Annotated in this window: 15 protein-coding genes and 1 pseudogene; 2 read left to right on the plus strand and 14 right to left on the minus strand. The window is 41.5% G+C overall.

What is annotated here, in order from left to right; all coding sequences use genetic code 11:
• The coding region (locus AC5JMF_RS19820) for a tetratricopeptide repeat protein (RefSeq protein ID WP_495797437.1) at positions 1 to 1043 on the minus strand (1043 nt) is incomplete at its 3' end.
• 542 nt (positions 1044 to 1585) lie between these two features.
• Positions 1586 to 2179, minus strand: a complete 594-nt coding sequence (locus AC5JMF_RS19825) for a hypothetical protein (protein ID WP_495797438.1) — start codon at positions 2177 to 2179, stop codon at positions 1586 to 1588.
• Positions 2180 to 2282: 103 nt separating this feature from the next.
• Between AC5JMF_RS19825 and AC5JMF_RS19830 the strand changes: the two genes are divergently transcribed.
• On the plus strand, positions 2283 to 3152 hold the full coding sequence (locus AC5JMF_RS19830) for a hypothetical protein (RefSeq protein ID WP_495797439.1): 870 nt from the start codon (positions 2283 to 2285) through the stop codon (positions 3150 to 3152).
• A gap of 51 nt (positions 3153 to 3203) precedes the next feature.
• On the opposite strand, the gene AC5JMF_RS19835 is transcribed toward AC5JMF_RS19830, so the two are convergent.
• Entirely contained in the window at positions 3204 to 4583 is a 1380-nt protein-coding gene (locus tag AC5JMF_RS19835) for an ATP-binding protein (protein WP_495797440.1), read from the minus strand.
• A gap of 567 nt (positions 4584 to 5150) precedes the next feature.
• Between AC5JMF_RS19835 and AC5JMF_RS19840 the strand changes: the two genes are divergently transcribed.
• A complete protein-coding gene (locus AC5JMF_RS19840; protein ID WP_495797441.1) occupies positions 5151 to 6338 on the plus strand; it encodes an acyl-CoA dehydrogenase family protein in 1188 nt (395 codons plus the stop codon).
• Between the two features lie 306 nt (positions 6339 to 6644).
• Here the strand turns inward: AC5JMF_RS19840 and purT are convergent, their stop codons facing one another.
• From purT to AC5JMF_RS19895, 11 genes and pseudogenes are all read right to left on the minus strand, one after another.
• Positions 6645 to 7832, minus strand: coding sequence for a formate-dependent phosphoribosylglycinamide formyltransferase (purT, locus tag AC5JMF_RS19845; RefSeq protein WP_495797442.1), 1188 nt, complete (start codon positions 7830 to 7832; stop codon positions 6645 to 6647).
• Between the two features lie 44 nt (positions 7833 to 7876).
• Positions 7877 to 8374, minus strand: coding sequence for a pentapeptide repeat-containing protein (locus AC5JMF_RS19850; protein WP_495797443.1), 498 nt, complete (start codon positions 8372 to 8374; stop codon positions 7877 to 7879).
• Between the two features lie 202 nt (positions 8375 to 8576).
• A complete protein-coding gene (locus AC5JMF_RS19855; RefSeq protein ID WP_495797444.1) occupies positions 8577 to 10406 on the minus strand; it encodes an ABC transporter permease subunit in 1830 nt (609 codons plus the stop codon).
• A 57-nt stretch (positions 10407 to 10463) separates the two neighbouring features.
• Complete coding sequence (locus AC5JMF_RS19860) at positions 10464 to 11414, minus strand: ABC transporter ATP-binding protein (RefSeq protein WP_495797445.1); 951 nt, start codon at positions 11412 to 11414, stop codon at positions 10464 to 10466.
• Between the two features lie 226 nt (positions 11415 to 11640).
• Positions 11641 to 12492, minus strand: coding sequence for a mechanosensitive ion channel family protein (locus tag AC5JMF_RS19865; RefSeq protein WP_495797446.1), 852 nt, complete (start codon positions 12490 to 12492; stop codon positions 11641 to 11643).
• Positions 12493 to 12692: 200 nt separating this feature from the next.
• Complete coding sequence (locus AC5JMF_RS19870) at positions 12693 to 13400, minus strand: glutathione S-transferase family protein (protein WP_495797447.1); 708 nt, start codon at positions 13398 to 13400, stop codon at positions 12693 to 12695.
• Positions 13401 to 13466: 66 nt separating this feature from the next.
• On the minus strand, positions 13467 to 13991 hold the full coding sequence (locus AC5JMF_RS19875; RefSeq protein WP_495797448.1) for a hypothetical protein: 525 nt from the start codon (positions 13989 to 13991) through the stop codon (positions 13467 to 13469).
• 29 nt (positions 13992 to 14020) lie between these two features.
• Positions 14021 to 14797: a methyltransferase domain-containing protein gene (locus AC5JMF_RS19880; protein ID WP_495797449.1), complete on the minus strand. Its 777-nt coding sequence runs from the start codon at positions 14795 to 14797 to the stop codon at positions 14021 to 14023.
• On the minus strand, positions 14794 to 17649 hold the full coding sequence (locus AC5JMF_RS19885; RefSeq protein ID WP_495797450.1) for a U32 family peptidase: 2856 nt from the start codon (positions 17647 to 17649) through the stop codon (positions 14794 to 14796). The genes AC5JMF_RS19880 and AC5JMF_RS19885 overlap by 4 nt, the downstream gene beginning before the upstream one ends.
• Positions 17650 to 17904: 255 nt before the next feature.
• Positions 17905 to 18036: pseudogene (locus AC5JMF_RS19890) on the minus strand (Uma2 family endonuclease); the annotation flags it as partial.
• Positions 18037 to 18191: 155 nt separating this feature from the next.
• On the minus strand, positions 18192 to 19322 hold the full coding sequence (locus AC5JMF_RS19895) for an aldo/keto reductase (protein WP_495797451.1): 1131 nt from the start codon (positions 19320 to 19322) through the stop codon (positions 18192 to 18194).
• Between the last annotated feature and the right edge of the window lie 68 nt (positions 19323 to 19390).

Consider the following 19390-nt stretch of genomic DNA (forward strand, 5'->3'; position numbering starts at 1 on the left):
ATGGGCAGAGCTTGGTTGTAGAATGACAGTGCTTGCTGCTTTTTTCCTAAATCGTCGTAGACTAGACCGATGTTATTGAGTGTGGTAGCTTCGCCAGAGCGATCGCCCACCACCCGAAGTATGGGCAGAGCTTGGTTGTAGAATGACAGTGCTTGCTGCTTTTTTCCTAAATCGTCGTAGACTAGACCGATGTTATTGAGTGTGGTAGCTTCGCCAGAGCGATCGCCCACCACCCGAAGTATGGGCAGAGCTTGGTTGTAGAATGACAGTGCTTGCTGCTTTTTTCCTAAATCGTCGTAGACTAGACCGATGTTATTGAGTGTGGTAGCTTCGCCAGAGCGATCGCCCACCACCCGAAGTATGGGCAGAGCTTGGTTGTAGAATGACAGTGCTTGCTGCTTTTTTCCTAAATCGTCGTAGACTAGACCGATGTTATTGAGTGTGGTAGCTTCGCCAGAGCGATCGCCCACCGCCCGAAGTATGGGCAGAGCTTGGTTGTAGAATGACAGTGCTTGCTGCTTTTGTCCTAAATCGTTGTAGACTTTACCGATGTTATTGAGTGTGGTAGCTTCGCCAGAGCGATCGCCCACCGCCCGAAGTATGGGCAGAGCTTGGTTGTAGAATGACAGTGCTTGCTGCTTTTTTCCTAAATCGTCGTAGACTAGACCGATGTTATTGAGTGTGGTAGCTTCGCCAGAGCGATCGCCCACCGCCCGAAGTATGGGCAGAGCTTGGTTGTAGAATGACAGTGCTTGCTGCTTTTGTCCTAATGCATTGTTGCAAAATCCAAGCCCAACTAGTACTTCTGCCTCAAGTTTTTGGTCTTTAAGTTCTCGTGCCATGACCAAAACTTGTTGAAATATGGGTATTGCTTGTTTATATTCCTGTTGCTGTGCCTTTTGTTCCGCTTGCTCTAGCAGTTTTTTGGCTGCTTGCGCTTGCGAGTTTTGAGTTTGTCCCCAAGTGGGTTGAGCAATTAGTATTACTGTTAAAGGCGTTAGATAAATACCCACAGCTAAAAGATTGGTCAGAATTTTTTTCATATAGCCATAGTCAAAATAATTCGTAATTGATAAGCTGTTCCACATATAACTTGCATAATTAGGGCGGGCAAGATGCCCACCCCACAAGAGTTTTATTTAATTTGATTATGTAATTTAGATGTTTTTTAGCTTAGTTCGTAATTCGTAATTGTTACCCTATGACTCAAATTTTGTAGGGTGTGTTATCGCGCTAGCGTAACGTACCAAAGAGCATTGGCGGCGACAAAGCTAAAATAGTGTATTAGCTTTTCTCTTGTAGGATGGGCGTCTCGCCATTGGTGTCAACTTAAGCTAGAAATAGCTTCAGTGTTGGCTTCCTCACCCGCCAAGAAATAAATTTCTTGGCTAATAGCTCAAGTCTACTGAAGTAGACTCAAAATCTTGGGGGATATTCAGTCATCTTCAGATGACTTTTGCTATCAGCAAGGAACTTCAGTTCCTTGCGGGACATCGATTCTACGTTAACTTAACACCAATGACAAGATGTCCACACCACAAGAAAGCCGCCACTAGCAAACTTGAATTAACTGGTTTCAAGATGATTAATAAGGTTTTGCCAGAATTACGATCGTTTGTTGTTGTGGATTGAACTGGATTTCATCTACCACATATTGCCAATCTCTAGCTACTGATTGAATACCCTGCAACTGTGCTGTAGAAACTACAGGTGGTTTGAGCTTTACCACTGCTTGACCTTGAGTAGGATTTTTGACAGTAAAAGCATTTAAAGGTATACCACTCCAAGTTACAGGTTTACCTGTGGGGCGATCGCGCTCACCCCGGATAATTTGACGGCCATCACGTCTATAAACCAACGCCGAATTCTTGAAGACTACTTTTTGAATTTTGCTTAGGGGAATTGTAGTAGTTTTACTACTACGCTGAATTGATAGTACTTGCCCTTGTGCATCAATTCCCACTACTCGACCACTGCTTGAGTCACCTCCCTTAAAGACAACCTTTGCTAAGTCTGGCAAGGCCACTGCAAGTTCTAATTCATCTGCTTTGATTTGTGTCTGTGCCAACAAAAAATTTTCAGTTTTAACATCTTTGCTAATTACAGCTTCGATATTTCCTGTTTGCGCTGCTGCCATTACTAGAATTGCCACAACCCATCCCTGAAAAAAAGTTTTCATGGCTTTAACATTATATTTGACTATAATTTAACTTTCTCATTAAACTTCTAAAGCGCATGTATAATTTCCGTAAAATCACAGAAAGAGTTTTGTAGGGTGTGTTATGACCCCCAACCAAGAAACTAATATTTTAGGTAAATTCACAAGTGTACTTGGCTTACTGGGTGCGGCGCTTTTCTTTGCAGGCTGGATTTACCGTTGGTCATATTTCTACTTTTTTCAGCTAGAACTTAATACCCTTGACCTACCTGCACAGTCTTTTATCATAGTTCCCCTGCAAATATTTCTTGGAGATAATTGGGCAATATTTAAAAGTGCGATCGCTTTTTTTGTAGCAGCGATCGCTATTCAGGCTACATTATGGTTAATTAAAATTGTTACTGATACAGTAGTCTCTATAAATCAATCATTACTGACTCGCATCATCTCTGCAACCCAACACAAACGCTCATGGATAGCTAAACAGCTAAAATCTTTGGCTGAATTTAGTTCTGGACAACTGCACTCAGTAGAGTTTTTGCGATCGCTAGTCAATGAGATAGTCATAGTATCCTGGGTATTAATTGCGATCTTTTGGTTGGCTCGTTGGCAAGGCATAGCAGATGCTAGGCGAGATGCTGGGCAAAACTCCACTTTGCCTGTTGTAGCGTTAATTACACCTGAAGAAAAATTTGCCGTAGGGCGCAAACTTGATGATATATTTGCTGACCCTCCCTTAAAAGGCTACCGCATAATTGGCGATCGGGGTTTATTCGAGGACTTGCAAGGCAGAGAAGATAATGATATCAGCAATTCCAAGCAGCCGAGAGTCTGGCGTTTACTCTTAGAACGTGGTGGCTGGATTTATTTGTTTCGAGCATTGTCCCCAAATGCCAAATCTAACGAGATACCATTTGTATTAGCTATTCAACAAAGTGATAAAGGACATATAATCATTCGCAGTCCAGAACTTTCTAAAACTAATTCTCCTTAATTATAAGGTGGTAACAAGTGAGGGGCGATCGCAATCTCAAAAAACTACTTCCTAGCTTTTTCTCATCGGTAAACGTACACGGAAGCGAGTATCACCAGGTTTCGATTCAAAATGAATGTCACCTTTATGTTTGTTGACAATAATTCGATAGACAATTTCTAACCCTAAGCCGGTGCCTTGACCGACGCCTTTTGTAGTAAAAAATGGCTCAAAGACACGAGACTGAATCTTTGGGGGAATGCCAATTCCAGTATCACCAATTTCCACACCTACGCAATTCTTATCTTTATAAGTACAGATAGTCAATTCGCCTTTACCGTCCATAGCATCGATCGCATTATCAATTAAATTAGTCCAAACTTGATTGAGTTCGCTGGCATAAGCACAAATCTTTGGTAGCGTGTGATCATACTTACGATTGATGATTACTCCGTGCTTGAGACGATGATGTAGGATGAGTAAAGTATTTTCGATTCCCTGATGGATATCTATTTCTTGTAATGACGCTTGATCCATATAAGAATAGCCTTTAATGGCTTTCACTAACTCCGAAATCCGGGTGGTACTTTGCTCGATATCATTAATAAGTCCAGTTGCTGCAAGTGTTGCTTCTAGCCACTGCAAGACTTTATCTAGGTAGTCAGTCGGCACGTTCTCAGCAATAGTATCTAACTTCGCGGTGTCGATACCACCAGCTACTATTGTTGGTGAAAGATTCCAAGCGTTGGCTACATTATGGTCTTCTAGCCAGTCTGTGATTTCGTCTTCTTTGTCGCCTTGGGTAAGGGGGTCAAGTTTGGGTGCTGTGCAGGCGTGTGCTGTGGCTTGTTGTTGAATATCAACCAGGAAATTTAGTTGCTCTTTTGTGAGACAATTGAGTTGTAAGGTGAGGCACTGCCAGTGGTGCAAGTTCTTACCCAATTGCGAAGCTGCGCGTTGGGCGGCGGCACCAGGATTGTTTAATTCGTGTGCTAGTCCGGCGGACATTTTTCCCAATGCAGCCATCTTCTCCTGTTGTCGCAGTTGCACTTCTACGTCTTTGGTACGCCCAGCGATCGCAGTTAAAATAATATCAGCTATGGACGAACATTCTGCGAGCATGTGCTTAAAGGTTTCCATGTCAATTCGCAGCACACGACTTGGTGCTATCGCTTTAGCACTGGCAATAGAGCCGGAACCAGTCAACATCGATAACTCGCCCATAAATTCACCATGGCGATGCACGGCTAGCACTTTCATTTCGCTGCCAACTTGCTTGGTAATCTCAATTTCACCCTCTAAAACCACGTGAAAGTGATAGCTTGCTTCACCTTCACTAAACAATACTTCCCCCTCTTTGAGGTGGAGTTCTGTGCCAAACTGCTGCATTTGTACCAAAGCTTCATCAGGGAGTTTGGGAAATAATTTCATCTGGTTAGGGTCGTGCAGCATAATTAATTCGTAATTCGTAATACTTCGACTTCGCTCAGTATAAGTTCGTAATTCGTAATTTTAAGATTTTGATGGAAAGACCAACAGAGGTGTTAAGCTAATCTGCTTTTAACTTGCATAATCCTTTGCCTCAGAAAGACGCAAAGAGAAGTTGCGTGCGGGGGTTCCCCCCGTTGAGCAAACTTCGGAGGACGCGCTTAAGGGGAGACGCGGGGATGCAATTTGAATGATTATTAGCTTATGCGGATAAAATAAGCTCAAGCAATGTTGATGAAGCAATTGTTTATCAGGATGCGAGGGAAGGTGAACAACAACGCCCCCATTAATTATTACTGAAGATATCGCAAAATGTAGATAGTAGGGAACAGGGAACAGGCTTAAAAGTCTTTTGATGTTCTGAAAACTATCCTTGAAGTACTACAGCACATTTCATCTGAATGAAGTACACAAGGGCGGGCAGGATGCCCACCCCACAAGATTTATCATATTAAGATGTGTACTTCATTTACTTGCAAAGTGCTGTATATGTGCTTTCTCTTACTCGCTAATTCCCCATCAGAAAGCCCAATGTCAAAGTCACCCGTTTTAGAAACTATCACAGCAGTATCTATTGCTAATCTTTTTGAGCTTGTCGAATTGCTAGCGGCTGATTTTGCTAGTCGTGCTGCTGTTCACGACCGTGATAGTTCTTTCCCCTTTGAGAACTTTGACGCCCTCCACCAAGCACAACTGTTAAACCTCACTGTTCCTGTAGAATTTGGCGGTCAAGACGCAGATTACACTACTGTCTGTCAAGTAATTGAAAAGATAGCCAGTGGCGATGCTTCTACGGCTTTGGTGTTGACAATGCACTATTTACAACATCAAAACGCTGCCCGCCATCGTCGTTGGCCTACCGCAGTTTATGAACGGTTGTGTCGAGAATCTGTCGCAGATATCGCCCTGATTAATGCTGCCCGTGTGGAACCAGAATTAGGTACACCCGCTAGAGGAGGACTACCCATTACCACGGCCAAACAAACAGATCATGGTTGGTTGGTGACTGGTCACAAACAATACACTACAGGCAGCCCGATTTTACGTTATTTCGTTGTTTGGGCACGAACAGATGAGGAAGAACCGCAAGTAGGCAATTTTTTGATACCGCGCGACCTGCCTGGTGTCAAGATTGTGGAAACTTGGGATCATTTAGGGATGAGAGCCACAGGCAGCCATGACTTAATATTAGAAAATGTCTTCATCCCCACAGAATACGCTTTAGATGTCCGTCCCCTTGGGGCTTTTTCACCCCAAGATCCCCTAACAGTCGTGGGTGGAAGTTTATTTTTGAGCGCATTGTATCAAGGTGTAGCGACAGCAGCCCAAAATTGGTTAATTGGATATTTGAAAGAGCGATCGCCTACTAATCTAGGTGCAAGTTTAGCAACTTTACCCCGCTTTCAAACAGCTGTTGGTGAAATTTCCGCATTACTATACGCCAACCATCAACTTATTTATACCCTAGCCGCTGATATTGATCAAGGAAAATGCGATCGGCAAATTGGTTTACAAGCACAAACAGTAAAATATCTAACCACAACTAACGCCATTCGTGCCGTTGAAATTGGACTCGAACTAATTGGTAATCCTGGTTTATCTAGGAAAAATCCTCTTGAAAGATATTACCGAGATGTTCTTTGTAGTCGCATTCATACACCACAAAACGATGTAATTTGTTTATCTTTGGGTAAATCAGCACTCAGCATTACAAATTAAAAACAAATACAGACAAATTCTTCATTTGATGTTCTATTAAAATAAAAGTCTTGTAGGACGGTCATCTTTCCCGTCTACAATCAGCTTTCAACCAAACTTAATATGAAGTCAAATGTCGAGTCCCTGAAAATTTTCAATATTTCCTTCTGTTGGAGAAATTGTTGTAAATGAGGTTGTTCTAATTTAATACTCAACTCTTCAGCCTTTTGCTTAATTTGTTCAGAAGTCCAACCTTCACTGGTTGCTGTGGCAATTAAGGCGATCGCACTTGCCCTCGCACCCGCTGCACAATGTACTAAAATTGGTTTAGGTGAAGTACTTATCTGGAATTAAACAGATTTTATTTGCAGCTTTCACAGCCTTTTCTCGCGCCTCTTGCACATTGGCACCTTTGGCTAAAGCGACTCCCATCCGCCGATATGGATGAGCATCAGGTTTACCAAATAATCTGATATCCACATCTTTTTCTGATAAAGCATCAGCAACACCAGTAAAGGTGATTGCATCTAATTTTTCTGAAGCTAAAATGACTGCACTTGCTGACGGCCCTAACTGTTCAATATTGGGAATAGGCAAGCCTAAAACAGCTCTTAAATGCAATTCAAATTCGTTGAGATTCTGTGATATCAATGTCACCATTCCGGTATCATGAGGTCTGGGAGAAAGTTCTGAGAAAATCACTTCATCTTTGGTGATAAAAAACTCGACACCAAAAATTCCAGCTCCTCCTAAAGCATTAGTGACTTTTCTGGCTATTTCTTGGGCTTGCAAAATCATGTTTGCTGAAATTTCTGCCGGCTGCCACGACTCTTGATAATCGCCTCTTTCTTGACGATGACCAATAGGAGTGCAGAAAATTGTTGGTGCATTCCACTGTTTAATTGTGAGTAAAGTTATTTCGATTTCAAAGTTAATAAACTCTTCGACAATTACTTTTTGACTGTCGCCTCTAGAATTAGCGATCGCATAATTCCATGCTTGCTCAACTTTACTCTTGTCCAGCACTACAGATTGACCTTTACCAGACGATGACATCACTGGTTTAACAACATTAGTAAACCCTATTTTTTCAGAGACAGCTATCAATTCCTCTAAGGTTGTTGCATAACCATATTTAGCAGTTCTAACGCCTAATTCTTGATGTGCAAGTTCTCTAATTCGATCACGATTCATTGTATAGTTAGTTGCAGCAGCCGTAGGAATGACTGTTATCCCTCGTTGTTCAAACTCTAAAAGCTTTTCTGTTCTAATAGCTTCAATTTCTGGGATAATAAAATCAGGCTGATGTTTAGTAACTATCGCTTCCAAATCATCAGCATTCAGCATAGAAATAACTTCAAAGCAATCAGCAACTTGCATAGCTGGAGCATTAGCATAACGGTCAACAGCAATCACATAGTTACCAAGACGCTGAGCAGAAATCACAAATTCTTTGCCTAGTTCTCCTGAACCCAGCAGCATTAATTTTTGTGGCAGTTTAATCGAATTATTCATCTGAATCATCAGGGCAGTTGTAAAGACGTGCTTTGGAAGCGTCTCTATTTATAATCATCTGCATGATCAAACCTTGCCCCTCGCATTTGTAAATCTTTACACTGTTGTTTTGTTAATCCAGTTCCTACACCAAAATTACACTGATCTACTAAAGTATATAACCAGATCGTCTCGTTCAGAGTTGCACCCCTTAAATCTGCATTTCTTAGATTGGCTCCAGTAAAATTGACAAATAAAAGGTCTGCATTAATTAAACTAGTATCTTGCAAATTTGCTCCTGATAAATTTCCGCGAATCAAATTTACTCCGTCTAAAATTAAACCAGATAAATCTGCTCCCATCAAATTTGGAAATTTTAGCTGATTTGGATATTGAAAAAACCGGATAATGCAGGTTATATTTGCCTCGGTTAGATGCATTTTAGTTAAAAACTCATAACGAGCAATACCTAATTGTCTGAGAATTTCTAAACGCTGAGAGGGGCTTTGTTCTAAAAAATTGATGACAATATAGCGGAGGTCTTTAGTTGGGTAATTGAGCATAAATATTATATGCAAATAAATTTCTTTGTTACTTCTAAAATATAATCTCTATATAAATAATAATATAAATAGGGCGGAAAAATGCTCGTCCACAATAGATCAATTATTTTTGTGGGATACAAATTTCATCCGCCCTAGTTAAAAATCAGGTATTTTATATTCAATTATGTAGAAATGCGACATAGCACATTTCTACATTTATTTAACTTGCCAACAATGCTTTTGTAGCAGATTCTCCTGCTAATTTCACTCGCTTTTGCAACTGTAAGTTTAACAATGCTAGAACACTCAACTCAGTGAGGAGTGACATAAATATCATGATTGCCCCAGAGTGTTCTATACCCGCCCAAGGGAAAGTTGAGAATAGCCACAAAGTAGGATACTCGTGTGCATAAAGGCTCAAGAATTGTAAAATCGTTGGCGGTAGGAATATCGCTGCACCTACTATGCAAATAGCCCAAAGAGAACGCTTTGAAGTCTTCATTAAAAGGATCAATTGGGCAATAGTGGCGTAAATCATCATGAGGCTGATAAACAAAGCCACGGCGAAGATTAGTTTAATTCTGCTAGTATTATCGAGCAAAATTGAACTGTAAGCTAGCCAAGGGATAGTAACAATTGCCAGGTTAATAGCGATCGCAACTAATGCAGGACTTTTTTCACCCCAAATTAAATCTGACCATAAAGAGTTACGTCCAAAATTTTGCTGTTTAGCAACTCTGTGAGGCCGATACCGCGCCCAGTCCTGTATATTTTGACGCTGCGGAGAAAGAATTGCAATCAAACCAAAAAGTAAGATCAAGTTATACAATGCCAAAAAACTAAAATTATTCCTAATCACGTCAGACAGGTTGTAATTTTGTAAATGCTGTATGGTAAATCCCCACATCATTATTTGACAAAACACTACTAGCAAATAACTTTGTTTCTTACTTAGCATTGAGGCTTTAGGATTACGAAAGCAACGTCTTAGTGCTTGAGTAATACCGTAAGTACATAACCCAAAGTTCAATAAATGGAAGCCAACAATAGTGACAAAACTTTCTCCTAATGGCAAGTAGAAAAACTGCAAGTTTTTCAGGGGAGAACCTCTGTATACCCTGAATAAATTAGGAAACAGATAATTTGTTACATCCCAAGGATTGAACATCCTCAACCAAGCTGTTGAATTATTAAAGCCATTATAAGATGATGATGCCATCAATATGGTCATAAACAACACCATCAAAACAGCGCCACTACCCAACCAAGGTTGAAAACTACCCATCCAACGACTAACTAAACCAAAGAGTAATGCTGCATTGTAGAAGAAAATACAGCAAGCACCAAGAACAACGTAGTAACTAAAAATGTAGCTCAAGGCTATTTTTGCAGAATGTCCAGCCCACACATGTAAAGGAACTGCCGCTAAAACTATGAGGTAGATTAAAATTGGCACTCCTAGTAACTTGCCAGTCAAGATATTGCCTTCTGACTGAGGACTAAGACGAATAAAGTTCAGTGTTCCCCGACGTTCTTCTTTTGCTAAGTCGTTGATGAGTAGATAAGTTCCTGCGACTAATAGTGTAAATATAAAAATTACACTAAATGTTAAGAATGTATATTCCCAATGATCTCGCCACCATAAAGACCAATCAATTTCATTTTGAGGGCAGAAGTTATTAGACAAAAACTTCTGAAAGCCATTAATTTGAATTCTGGATTGTTCTATGTCTGCTTCTAAATTGGCAATGTTAGCCTTATTGATTGGTTTAATCTGCTTAGCCTTATCTAACTGTTGATAGAGGAGATTTTGCTGCTGATAAAAGTTGTTTTGTTGCTGATTATAAAATTCACGGAGATTACAATATGAAGCGGTTAAACCATATTTATCACCGGGAAGCTCGCGTAACTGATACAAAAAAGTTATAACTTGCAGTAGTAGAGATACAATTACTGCGATCGCCACATTAAAAACTTTCAGGCGTCCTTTGAGTTCGCGCAATAGTTGCGGATTCCAGTCACCTATTTTGTCTATCAAATTGACTGTCATAGAACAAAATTCTCCTAAAGCAGGGAGTAGGAACTATTAATTGTGATTATTTACTAATCAAGATGCTTGTTTGTGACCCAATTTCAAGAAAATAGTTTCTAAATCTTCTTGAGTGCAGTGAAAACCAGTTAGGGGAATGCCAGCGCTAATAAGCGATCGCAATAAATCAGCACAGTCTTCTTGTTTACCAGAAAAATTCACTCTTACGCTATTTTTCCCCGGCATTACCTCCCACTCTTCAACCAAAGGATGATGTTTCAGTTCGCTCAAAACTGTTTCTATCTTTCCCAATGTTGACAACACTATTTGTTGGCGGGCAAGACGTTGATAAAGTTGTTGGAGAGAGGCACTCTCTACCAAAAAACCAAGTTCCATAATCCCCACAGAAGAACACAGTTCTGCTAAGTCGCTCAAAACGTGCGAGGAAATTAAGATTGTCATCCCAGCTTCTTGCAACGTCTTGATAATTTCCCGAAACTGCATTCTGGCGATGGGGTCAAGTCCAGAGACAGGCTCATCTAGCAGTAATAAAATCGGTTCATGGATAATAGTCCGCGCCAAACTTAAGCGCTGCTTCATCCCCCGCGACAGAGTAGAAATCATGCTGTGGCGTTTATTACCGAGTTGTATTAGTTCTAGAACTTCATGTAAGCGCTGAGTGCGGCGTGGTTCCCGCAAGCGATACAGACGGGCAAAATAATCTAAGTAGTCCCAAACCGTCAAATCTTCATAAAGAGGATAGTCATCGGGTAAATAGCCAAGGCGGCGCTTAAGAGTGGGATTGCTTTTGTCACGTAGTAAGCGATCGCCATTAATATAAATCTCACCCGTGGTTGGTTCCTCAGCAGTCGCCAACATCCGCATGAGAGTTGTTTTACCCGCGCCATTCGGCCCTATCAGTCCGTAAACTTCACCTGTCTCAATCTCTAAATCAATTTCGTTAACCGCCACGTGTCGGTCAAATTGCTTAGTTAGTCCACAAGTGCGAATTGCTAATTCTTTTGCCATAGCTACCGGTGCGGCTCGTGTTTAACAGTCAACATAACCTTTGTATACAGTGTTTGTCAGGCTTGTTTCAGAAATTGAAACTGAGTTTACATTCAGGGGAACAGGGAACAGGGAATAGTGATAATTATTTTTTTTAGTGGTTGATAAGTTGATAATCTCAACAAAGAAGGTAAAGCATGTGCTTTACCCTCTTTTTTTAAATTAAGCTTTACTGTTTAATACAGTATCAGGTGACATCAGATGGAGATCCGATTAGGGCATCAGTTCTATTTTGAGAACCACTAAAAGCATAGCGATATTCAGGAACTGGATAACCAGCTTCGCCAAAGGTTTCACGTATGGCTTTATTAGTGTCAAAATACACTTGCCAGTAGTGGGCATTATTGCAATATGGACGTACCGCTAGCACTGGCCCTGCCAAGTTGAAATCTAGAATTTCTACATCTGGCGCAGGATTTTCAAGAACATTAGGTATTTGGCTAATTCTTGCTTTTAAAAGTGCGATCGCTTGATTATGTCCAACATCATGATGGAGTTGAGCAAGTAAATCTACACGACGATAAGGATTGGCAGAAAAATTTTGAATGTTGTCAGAAAAGATTTTGTTATTGGCGACAATTGTTAACACGTTATCAGGTGTATTGATACTAGTTGTAAACAGTCCCAATTCTGTAACAGTGCCTGTGACACCTCCTGCTGTGATGAAATCACCAGCTTTAAATGGTCGAAAAACAATTAAAAACGCACCTGCTGCAAAGTTAGCTAATAGTCCACCCCAGGCTGCACCAATTGCAATACCAGCCGCTGCTAGTAATGCTGCAAAAGATGTTGTTTCAATTCCAAAAAAGCCGAGAATTGCCACAATTAAAACAATTCTCAGAGTTACGGAAATGATATTGAGAAGATAGTTAATGAGTGTCGGATCAACTTGTTGGCCTCTAAAAGCACGCCGTACCAACTTCAATCCAAAATCGATCAATCGTTGAGCAACAATCCACAGAACAATCGCGCCTAACAGTTTTAGTCCAAACTGAGTTAACAGTTGAATAGCAACCTGGCTAATCTCATTGAAATTCATAAATCTATTTTGTTTGTACTGTTGTTAAACACAACAAACATACAGGTAATTATCTCAAAAATGAGTATAGATACTTTTTTTTTAATTTTTTATTAATGGGAATTGGGAATGGGAATTGGGAATGGGGAATTATCTATGATCCCCTCATCCCCCTCATCCCCCGGTCACTGAGCGAAGTCGAAGTGCATCTCCCTCAACCTCTAAGACTGATATGCTAATACCTTGCGGGCTTCGCCATCAAAGGCATCAAGTAGGCGATCGCGCCAACTAAAAACGGGATCGTTGGTTTCTAATAGGGGAAATGGGCTAACGCTACGCGACCATTGAAAGGTGCTAAACACTACGTAATCTGCCCAAGCTGGTGTTTCTCCTGATAGGAAGGGTTGCTGCTGGAGTGTTTTACGCAATGGGGTTAAGCTTTGGCGAAAGGTAATCACCCGTTGATCTCGATCGTGAGGAATCGCCTCTAGCGTCGCCCCAAAGAACTTTTCGCGGGTTGTGCGAAAGTATTCTTTGTCTTTTTCGTGGATGTGTGCATAAATATCTGTAATAATCATTCGCACGATTTCTGGAACTAGTAATACTTCTACCCAATTGGTAACAAAGCGAGATAAAGATTTACCAACTTCACCACCAAATAATGATGGATACTCAGGGTATTTCTCTTCCAAATATTGAGCGATCGCCCAGGAATCATAAACTACTTGCTCACCATCAATAATCACTGGTACTCTCCCCTGTCCCGAAAAGGCAATGGTTTCCTTTTCTGTAAAGCGCCAAGGCATCGTTTCAAACGCCAATCCCTTATGCAGCAAAGCTAACCGCGCCCGCCAGCAGTAAGGGCTAGGACGGCGATCGTCCTCAGATGCGGCTAAATCGTATAGCTTGATTTTCGTCGAATTCATCATTGATACCTGGAAATTCTCAATAATTCCCGCAATATAACATTTACTGAATGTGGGGAATTGGGAATATTATGAACGCCGTAATACTATCTTGTTCTGAAAATTCATTTGAATACGACACAAAGCTGGACTAATACTAAAGTTGCAAGTGTAAGTTGCTAAAGGTTCTTGCTGATAATTAAAAACTCGCACATTATAACTAAAATTTCGTGCGTTGCCTCCTAAACGATTGACGAAATTGTAGCGTTCTACATAATCTAGTAAGCTCCAAATTTGCTGATTGACAATTAAATCTACTCTGGCAGGTTCTCCATTATTAGCTGGATATGCTATCCAGTTATCCAATAACTTATTTTGTGAACTTTCTTGTGCCCACCATAAGCTAGGAACGGTTAATTGCCTAAGATTAATAGTATTAGCCGTAGTGATTAAACCTTGGGGATTGGTCAATAAATCTAATTCCAAAGGTGCTTGAGAAGGCGATGCTACTGGGGTTGTTTGTGCAAGTGAGGGTAAAACGCGTAAAGAATTCAGGCTAATAGTTAGTAGTAATAAAAGGGATGTTTGACAACCTAATAATTGATGTTTGAGCATGGCTAATAAATTTAAATTTTTTGCACACTCTAAAGTTTGATGGCTACAATCCGAATCCGTCGATAGTCTGCTGTCCAGGTTCCATCTTGATAGAATGTTGGTCTAAGATACTCTTCTATCATACGAATTACTTGTATTTGTTGTTGAGATGACATTCCTATAAAGAAAGCACTGGCGAACATTTCGAGCCAATTTGCTAAACCTGTTTCTTTGTCTACTAAAGGAGTAGGACGGTTAAACAAAATAGCATAGACGACATCAAAACCTTGCTGTTCCAAGAGAGTAGCGTACTCCCCAATACTTGGAAAATACCAAGGATTCATCACTGGTGCGGGAATATTGAGTGTTTTGAGAGTAGTGTACAAGGCTTGGGCGATCGCTTGCACGTTACCCTTGCCACCAAACTCGGCTACAAAACGCCCTCCTGATTTTAGGGCTTGATGTACAGAAGCGATCGCTGCATCTGCTTCTTTAACCCAGTGCAGCGTGGCGTTGGAAAAGACCGCATCTAATGGCTGTTCTAGTTGAAAGTTTCTGGCATCTCCTACATCAAAGCGCAAATGTGGATAGTTTTGTCTGGCTTTCTCTATCATCGTTGGGGCATAATCAATGCCGATAACTTCAGCACCTGCCAAGGCAATTTTTTCTGTCAATTGTCCAGTACCACAGCCAAGATCCAAAATCTGTTCTCCTGGTTTGGGGTTGAGTAATTGCAGCAAGTCTTCACCGTATTGCCAAACAAAAGCGTGTTTATCTTCATAAAGGGCAGCGTCCCAATTGTTATTGGGTTTTGCAAGATTATTCATACTCCCAAGGGGCCACGAGTTACCCCTAATTGATTTTGCAATTTTAACTCTCGCCAAAGTTGAGAACCTGTAATCTCACCTTGTAGTAATTGTTGATAACAATGTATAGTTTCAGTCACTTGCTTTGGTGTTTCATTGACAAACTCGATACGAAAGTGCTTTAATCCAAGCTCTATTAGACGCTGTACGTACTCGGCTCCAGTTTGAGCAGTGCCGTTAAATACAGTATTGCGACAACCCGTATCAGCTTTAAGGATGTGTTCGCTACCAACGCGATCTTTTAATTTCACATCATGTTTCTCACAAGGTCGTCCGCAATTTGTATAATCCGTTCCTGTAGAAAGAAAGGCACAAAAAACACAATGTTCCATGTGGAACATGGGCATATGTTGATGAATGGTCACTTCATACCATTGAGGAGGAGAACTATTTAGCAGATCTTCCAACTGGTTAATATTCAAGTCATAGGACGCCGTTACCCTTTGCAAGCCAAAATGATTTTTCAGGTAATCAGCTGTTAAAGGATTGGCAACATTAAGCGAGAAATCTCCTACACAGCGGTCTGCACCAAAGAATTGTAAATGATCGTAGTTACGTACTAAATAGCCATCCGCTTCACATGCACGTAATTGTTGCAGAATCCAGTTTTCCCCTGGTTTGGAAATTCGGGGAGGCGCTACCCAAATGGAGGAGGTTCCCCGGCGGTGTGCTAGTTGTAGTGCTTCTCGGTAGGTGCGGGGGTCTTCAAATTCACAGTAAAGTGTCTGAATTCCGGCTTGAAGTGCTGCTTGAAGTTGCTTGAGGTTGCGGACTAGAACGATAAGTGAGGGGGATGGGGGAGACGCGGGGACGCGGGGACACGGTGAGGAAGTCGGAGTCTTGGCGGTTCCCGTCGAGTCCGTTAGCGGTAGCGACGTAGGAGCGTCACTTCCGAACCCGTCCGCGCAGTGTCTCCGACAGGAGGGGAATATGTCTTTGTCTTCTTGTTTGGGGGATGAGGGGGGGAGTAGGTTTTGGAAAGAGACGTTAGACTGTAGTTGCCAACGTTTGGGTTGACTTCGTAACTCTTCTAATTGGGTGACTATTTCTCGGCGTATTCGATTTAACTCACTCACGGGTAGCATTAAAGACCCAGCTAGGTGATTGGTGAGGGTTCCTAAATAGAAGGGGGTGTTGCCTAAACGACCAAATTGTTCTTGCAAACGGTTTTGAACTAAAGGTTTAGTGTGGGCTTCAACGAGTGATATTACTGATTCTACTTGTACAATATTACCGAGTTCATCACGAGCGATCGCTACAAGTGACTGATCAATTTCCCCATGAACCTCTATATAAATAGGACGCTGAAATTGAGGGGTATCACCAGCAAAACTCTGGCGTAATTGCTTATCGAGTTCAGGGTCACTAGTTTTCCAAACCTTGTCACCTACATGTATCCGACGTAGGTTTAAATTATCCCGTCCAAAGGTTAATACAGCTTTTTTACCTTTGTGTACAACTCCGTAAACCCGACCTCCTTCTTCCTTGGCTTCAGGATGGCCAGAGTCAAAAACAATACCATCTCCCGGTTTGACAGGCGCTTCTAATTTGACCGTCACCTGTTCGTTACAAATGCGAGTAACTTCACCCAGATAAACACCGCGCTTTTTACCGAAACGGGCATGAACGAGTTCTTGATTATTAATGCCGCTAAACCAGCCTGTGTAAAGCCCGCGAGAAAATGCCATCTCTAGGTTGTAGTGTTCATCCGCTGTAGATGACGCGGAGAGTGGGGGACGCGGTGACGCAAAGAAAGAATTTTCAATGTTCTCGCATCCTTGCATCCCCCTTCGGTTTCGGAAGTTCGGACTCGACGGGAACCGCCAAGACTCCGACTTCCTCACCGTGTCCCCGTGTCCCCGCGTCCCCACGTCCCCGCGTCCCCACGTCCCCGCGTCCCCGCGTCCCCGCGTCCCCGCGTCCCCGTGTCCCCGCGTCCCCGCGTCTTTCTCAAATGCTATCATTACGCGATCCAATGCTTGCCGATATACACGGGTAACATTAGCAACATATTCTGGGGCTTTCAAACGACCTTCAATCTTGAGGCAAGTAACTCCTGATGTGACCAAATCTGGCAATACCTCTAGTCCAGCTAAGTCTTGAGGACTAAGTAGATATTTACGGTTCTCTAAATTTACAACTTTCCCATCAGCAATTAAATTGTAGGGCATCCGGCAAGCTTGGGCACATTCACCTCGATTAGCAGAACGTCCACCCAAAGCCTCACTCGTCAAACATTGACCGGAATATGCCACGCACAAAGCACCATGAACAAAAACCTCAAGAGGTAACGAAATGTTCTGTTGAGTGATTTGCTGCTGAATTTTATTAATTTCTTTTAGAGAACATTCACGGGCCAATACCACCAACTGACAGCCGAGAGACTTGGCAAATTCTACCCCAGCGGCACTGGTGATGGTCATCTGAGTTGAGGCATGAATCGGAAAATCGGGTGAAAGATGTCGAATTAACCGACATATACCTATATCTTGAACAATCACCGCATCTACACCAGCAGTAATAATTGTACGGAGATATTGCTGTGCTTCGGCCAGTTCTTGAGGAAAGATGAGTGTATTGAGGGTGACATAACCTTTAACTCCCCGCAGGTGCAGAAATTGCATCAAGCGTGGTAAGTCAGCCTCTGTAAAATTTTGTGCCCGCATTCTGGCGTTAAACCTTTCCAAGCCGAAGTAAATCGCATCTGCCCCATTTTCTACAGCAGCTTTGGCACAGTCCCAGTTACCTGCTGGCGCAAGTAGTTCCGGACGTTTCAGGGAAAGTTGAGAGGTATGTGGGCGATCGCTTTTCATTAAACTTGGAGGTTAACTAGCACCATAGTGATTTTATCTAACTTGATGGGGGAAGGGGGCGATCGCTATCTTCTGTGTGTCAATTCACTTGCAAAAATATTGTGTGTACATTACCCGCCAAGACTAGTTATGCTTTCATATCTCTATATCTACGTTTTGCACTTCTGACTCAACTAAATCAAAGTTCATTTTGTTGTATAAATACTGCAAGGAAATTTCAAAGGGTACAGTTACAAGAGCGATCGCTTTATCTTCTTGGTTATGATTTATCGTTCCACCTGCCATAGGAATTATTTGCCCATCAATATATTCACTTTTGTACTCAGCAATCTCTTCTAATTCCAGATATTCCTCTGGGGTGTAGTATCGTTGTTGTGTTATTTGCATAGTTTTATTGAGTAGCGATCGCACTCAAGAAATTTTACTAATTTATAATAAATAGTCTAACGTGATTAATTTGTGTGTTAAGTTCTTTGTACAAAGAGTAAGATACTAGCTGTTATCTTAGTGCTATTACTCTAGATAAATATTCATTTGAATACTTACGTCCAAAGCCGCCTACCCGTTTTTCCATTTAATATTTGATGGCTATCTTGTAACAAAGTCGGAATATTTAAATTCTCTGGACACTTCGGCAAACAATCACCACATTCTGTACAACGATTCGCTTTCATTCCAGGAAACCAATGACCAGCATTTTCAAACATTCCATAACGATATTGTCCATACTCTGTCATATCGTAGGCTACTGCTAGGTTACGTAAGCGTAAAACCTCTGGAATGTTAATATTTTCTGGACAAGGTAAACAAGCATAGCATTGACTACACTTATCAGTTTTCAAAACGTTTTTTTGATGATTTTCTAAACGTTGAAAAATAGATATTTCTTCTGGCACTAACTCATTATTTTGAGCAACAATTCGCAAAGGCTCAATTAATTCATTTGGGTTTCCTGGCCCTACGCTTAATGTAGTAATCCGAGTGTCACTTAGTAGAAATCGATAGTTTAAGTGCAGCGGTGAATAAGGCTGACACAGGTCTTTCAAAGTTTGCGACGGTGTGTAAAGGCGTCCTCCCTTATCAGCAGGAGAAATAATGAAAATACCCATATCTTTTTCCGCAGCTAGCTGAATTGCTGGTGCATTGCGTTGAAAAAAATAGTAATAATGCAGATTGACAAATGCAAAAAAATCTGTGTTTATTGCCGCTAAAATTATCTCTAATGGCCCATGGGTGGAAAAACCAACGTGTCGCACCCGACCATCAGTAATAGCCTCTTGCACTGCTTGCATACAGCCATTCTTAGCTTGTACCCATTCCAAATGTTGCCAGGTATTTAAGCCGTGAATTCCCAAACAATCGAGATAATCTAGCTGTAATCGTTCTAAAGATTCATCAATACACCGATGCATTGTGTCAGCATCAGCTGTGGGTGGGATTTTGGTAGTAATGTAAAGCTGAGAACGAGGTAATGACAAACCAGCTTTCAGCGCATTACCAAGATATTTCTCACTCTTGCCATAGCCCTTGGCAGTTTCTATATGGTTAATTCCCAATGCTAAGGCTTGTTTGATGGTCTGCTGAGCATTTTCACCACCTGCCAAATAGCGCATTGTTCCTAACGAAAAGATAGAAAGGTGTAAATTCGTTTTCCCAAAGCGTCGGTATTGCATTATTTAATAATTTGTAATTCTTCAGAGGGAGTGGCGATGTGGGAGTAGGGAGTAGGGAACCCACGCCT

The organism is Desmonostoc vinosum, assembly GCF_059505385.1.

What these genes read in the sequence shown, in the direction of transcription:
- AC5JMF_RS19875 (WP_495797448.1), bottom strand. Translation starts at nt 13,991, where the DNA reads ATGCTCAAACATCAATTATTAGGTTGTCAAACATCCCTTTTATTACTA.
- AC5JMF_RS19860 (WP_495797445.1), bottom strand. Translation starts at nt 11,414, where the DNA reads ATGGCAAAAGAATTAGCAATTCGCACTTGTGGACTAACTAAGCAATTT.
- AC5JMF_RS19885 (WP_495797450.1), bottom strand. Translation starts at nt 17,649, where the DNA reads ATGAAAAGCGATCGCCCACATACCTCTCAACTTTCCCTGAAACGTCCG.
- purT (WP_495797442.1), bottom strand. Translation starts at nt 7,832, where the DNA reads ATGAATAATTCGATTAAACTGCCACAAAAATTAATGCTGCTGGGTTCA.
- AC5JMF_RS19835 (WP_495797440.1), bottom strand. Translation starts at nt 4,583, where the DNA reads ATGCTGCACGACCCTAACCAGATGAAATTATTTCCCAAACTCCCTGAT.
- AC5JMF_RS19865 (WP_495797446.1), bottom strand. Translation starts at nt 12,492, where the DNA reads ATGAATTTCAATGAGATTAGCCAGGTTGCTATTCAACTGTTAACTCAG.
- AC5JMF_RS19880 (WP_495797449.1), bottom strand. Translation starts at nt 14,797, where the DNA reads ATGAATAATCTTGCAAAACCCAATAACAATTGGGACGCTGCCCTTTAT.
- AC5JMF_RS19850 (WP_495797443.1), bottom strand. Translation starts at nt 8,374, where the DNA reads ATGCTCAATTACCCAACTAAAGACCTCCGCTATATTGTCATCAATTTT.
- AC5JMF_RS19870 (WP_495797447.1), bottom strand. Translation starts at nt 13,400, where the DNA reads ATGATGAATTCGACGAAAATCAAGCTATACGATTTAGCCGCATCTGAG.
- AC5JMF_RS19830 (WP_495797439.1), top strand. Translation starts at nt 2,283, where the DNA reads ATGACCCCCAACCAAGAAACTAATATTTTAGGTAAATTCACAAGTGTA.
- AC5JMF_RS19825 (WP_495797438.1), bottom strand. Translation starts at nt 2,179, where the DNA reads ATGAAAACTTTTTTTCAGGGATGGGTTGTGGCAATTCTAGTAATGGCA.
- AC5JMF_RS19840 (WP_495797441.1), top strand. Translation starts at nt 5,151, where the DNA reads ATGTCAAAGTCACCCGTTTTAGAAACTATCACAGCAGTATCTATTGCT.
- AC5JMF_RS19895 (WP_495797451.1), bottom strand. Translation starts at nt 19,322, where the DNA reads ATGCAATACCGACGCTTTGGGAAAACGAATTTACACCTTTCTATCTTT.
- AC5JMF_RS19855 (WP_495797444.1), bottom strand. Translation starts at nt 10,406, where the DNA reads ATGACAGTCAATTTGATAGACAAAATAGGTGACTGGAATCCGCAACTA.